The sequence below is a fragment of the Melaminivora alkalimesophila genome (assembly GCF_000282995.1).
GTDB lineage: Bacteria > Pseudomonadota > Gammaproteobacteria > Burkholderiales > Burkholderiaceae_C > Melaminivora > Melaminivora alkalimesophila.
In genome coordinates this window covers 1-2,459 of sequence record NZ_ALEE01000197.1, presented here as the reverse complement: position 1 = coordinate 2,459, position 2,459 = coordinate 1, and the positions used below count along the sequence as shown (strand labels likewise).

Here is a 2,459-nt window from a genome sequence, read left to right as displayed (position 1 = left end):
GGAGGGGCTGCCGGTGGCGGCGCTGCTGGCGGCCTGCGTGGCGCTGACGGTGCACGCCGACGCCGTGATGCGCTACACCCAGGCCACGGCCAACAGCCTGTACGCCCCGCAGGGCTACGTGCGCGCCGTTCTGCAGGCGCGCCACTTGCCCGGGCCGGTCACGCCGGCCGGCAGCCAGGGCGCGTCCGTGCTGGGCGGGGAGGCAGCGCCATGAGGAAACGGCTGCTGCCGGCGCCGCTGGTCTCGCTCGGGCTGTTCCTGGTGTGGCTGATGCTGAACCATTCGGTCAGCCCGGGGCACCTGGTGCTCGCCCTGGTGCTGGCGGTGGCGCTGCCGCTGCTGTTTCGCAGCCTGCGGCCGCAGGCGGTGCGCGTGCGCCACCCGCTCACGGTGCTGCGCCTGTGCTTCACCGTGATGGTGGACACCACGGAATCGAACATCGGCGTGCTGCGCGCGCTGCTGCGCCCCGGGCCCGGGCGCCATCCCGCCGATTTCGTGACCATCCCGCTGGAGCTGCGCGACCCGAACGGCCTGGCGGTGCTGGCGATGATCGTGTGCATCACGCCCGGCACCTCCTGGGCCGAGCTGTCGCTGGACCGCTCGCTGCTGATGTTGCACGTGCTGGAGGTGGAAGACGCCGAGGCGATCGTGCGCCACGTCAAGACGCGCTATGAGCGCCCGCTGATGGAGATCTTCGAATCATGACCACGAGCCCCGTGCTGGCCTGGGCCCTGCCGGCCGCGCTGCTGCTGCTGGCGCTTGCCATGGTGCTGTGCCTGGTGCGCGTCGCCTGGGGGCCACACGCGCAGGACCGCGTGCTGGCGCTGGATTGCATGTACCTCAACGGCATGCTGTTCATGCTGGTGCTGGGCATCCAGTACAGCAGCACCAACTATTTCGAGGCCGCCATGCTGATCGCCCTGCTGGGCTTCGTCAGCTCCACGGCGCTGGCCAAGTTCCTGCTGCGCGGCGAGGTGATCGAATGAGCCCCGACGCGCTGCCCCTGTGGCTGGACATCACGGTCTCGGCGCTGGTGCTGGCCGGGGCTTTCATCGCCTTCATGGGCTCCTTCGGGTTGCTGCGGCTGAAGACCTATTTCGAGCGCGTGCACTCGCCCTCGATCATCGCCACGCTGGCCTGCTGGTGCATCATGCACGCCACGCTGATCTACTTCTCGGCCATCGACGACCTGGCGCTGCACTCCCTGCTGATCGCGCTGTTCGTGGCCGTAACGGTGCCCGTGACCACCATCTTCCTGATGCGGGCGGCGCTGTTTCGCGCGCGCCGCCTGGGCGAGCCGGTGCCGCCCAGCCTGAGCCGGACGGTGCGCGCCAGCCCGCTGGACGACGCCCCGTCCTGAGGAGGCCCTCCCGTGCCCGCCAGCGAACCGCCCGTCCGCGCCTGCCCGCCTGCCACTGCCGAAGGCGGCCGCGTCCTGCTGGAGCGCCGCTTCGAGCGCACGCTCTCGCTGTGGCTGGAGCGTTTCTCAGCACCCCGGTGGCGCGGCTGCCACCTGGAGGGCTGGCTGTTCGAGGGCCCCGCCGAGCGACGCGCCGCCGAGCAGCAACTGGCGGCACTGGGCGTTCACGCGCGGCTGCACAGCGCCTACAAGCCGCTGGTGCACCATTTCGTGGACGCCGGCGTGCAGCCCGGCGAACTCGTGGCGGCGCGCGTGCACTACCCCGTCCCCGAGAGCGGGCCGGCGCGGCGCTTTGCGCTGGAAGCCTACCCGCTGGGCGAGCTGCTGCCCGCAGGGAAACTAGAGCTGCTGCCGCGCACCGATGGTGCGACCTGCTACACCGTGGAGCTCGAATGGCGCGACGGGCAGCGCACCGTCGAGCAGGTGGAGGCCCCGAATCGCCGGCACCTCGACACCGTCGGCCAGCCGGCGCTGTCGCCCACGGGCTGGTTGCGCGTGGGGACGGCCGCGGGGCGAGGCGACCTGATCGACACCGCTGTCACCACGGAATACGAGGCGCTCTACGCCTGCGCCATGCAGGCCATCGTGGACCATCCCTGGGGCCACGATGAGCCGTATTTCGAGCGCCTGGACATCCGCGCCGAGCTGCCCGGCTGCGAGCACGGCCTGGCCTGGAGCGAAGAACGCCCCAGCACGCTGGAGGCGATGCACGAGGAACTGTATTTCTCGGCCCTGGAATTTTTCCAGCGCCACAGCGGTCGCCCGCCGGGCGACCGGCGCCTGCAGCCCGGGCAGATCGTGCCCGACGTGCGCGCCTGCGGTGGCGCACCGCGCCTGCGGATCGCGCTGCAGCCATTCCCACCTTTCGAGGCAGGCAGCCGCGGGGCGCCTGCGCACGTGCCGTCCGGGCTGGCGCAACTGGGGGCCGCTCCTCCGGCGCAGCTGGTCGAGGCATTCATGCAGCAAGGCGCCGGAGAACATTTCTCGGCGCCCACCCCCCAGGGCCGGACGGTGCTCGGTCGCTACCGCCGCGGCGCGC

At 71.5% G+C, this 2,459-nt stretch carries 3 protein-coding genes and 2 pseudogenes; all 5 read left to right on the top strand.

Annotation, left to right across the window (positions count from 1 at the left end):
- Window positions 1-214, top strand: a pseudogene (locus tag A612_RS17270) (monovalent cation/H+ antiporter subunit D); the annotation flags it as partial.
- The gene (locus A612_RS03170) at window positions 211-705 is read left to right on the top strand and encodes a Na+/H+ antiporter subunit E (RefSeq protein ID WP_019373144.1); all 495 of its coding nucleotides are present in this window, start codon (window positions 211-213) and stop codon (window positions 703-705) included. The pseudogene A612_RS17270 and the gene A612_RS03170, both read left to right, overlap by 4 nt.
- On the top strand, window positions 702-986 hold the full coding sequence (locus A612_RS03165; protein ID WP_019373143.1) for a K+/H+ antiporter subunit F: 285 nt from the start codon (window positions 702-704) through the stop codon (window positions 984-986). Before A612_RS03170 ends, A612_RS03165 begins: the two co-directional genes overlap by 4 nt.
- The gene (locus A612_RS03160; RefSeq protein ID WP_019373142.1) at window positions 983-1,360 is read left to right on the top strand and encodes a monovalent cation/H(+) antiporter subunit G; all 378 of its coding nucleotides are present in this window, start codon (window positions 983-985) and stop codon (window positions 1,358-1,360) included. The genes A612_RS03165 and A612_RS03160 overlap by 4 nt, the downstream gene beginning before the upstream one ends.
- A gap of 12 nt (window positions 1,361-1,372) precedes the next feature.
- Window positions 1,373-2,459: pseudogene (locus tag A612_RS03155) on the top strand (M14 family metallopeptidase); the annotation flags it as partial.

Bases quoted from the DNA above. Each gene is read 5' to 3' on its own strand.
- A612_RS03170 (WP_019373144.1), top strand. From the start codon at position 211: ATGAGGAAACGGCTGCTGCCGGCGCCGCTGGTCTCGCTCGGGCTGTTC.
- A612_RS03165 (WP_019373143.1), top strand. From the start codon at position 702: ATGACCACGAGCCCCGTGCTGGCCTGGGCCCTGCCGGCCGCGCTGCTG.
- A612_RS03160 (WP_019373142.1), top strand. From the start codon at position 983: ATGAGCCCCGACGCGCTGCCCCTGTGGCTGGACATCACGGTCTCGGCG.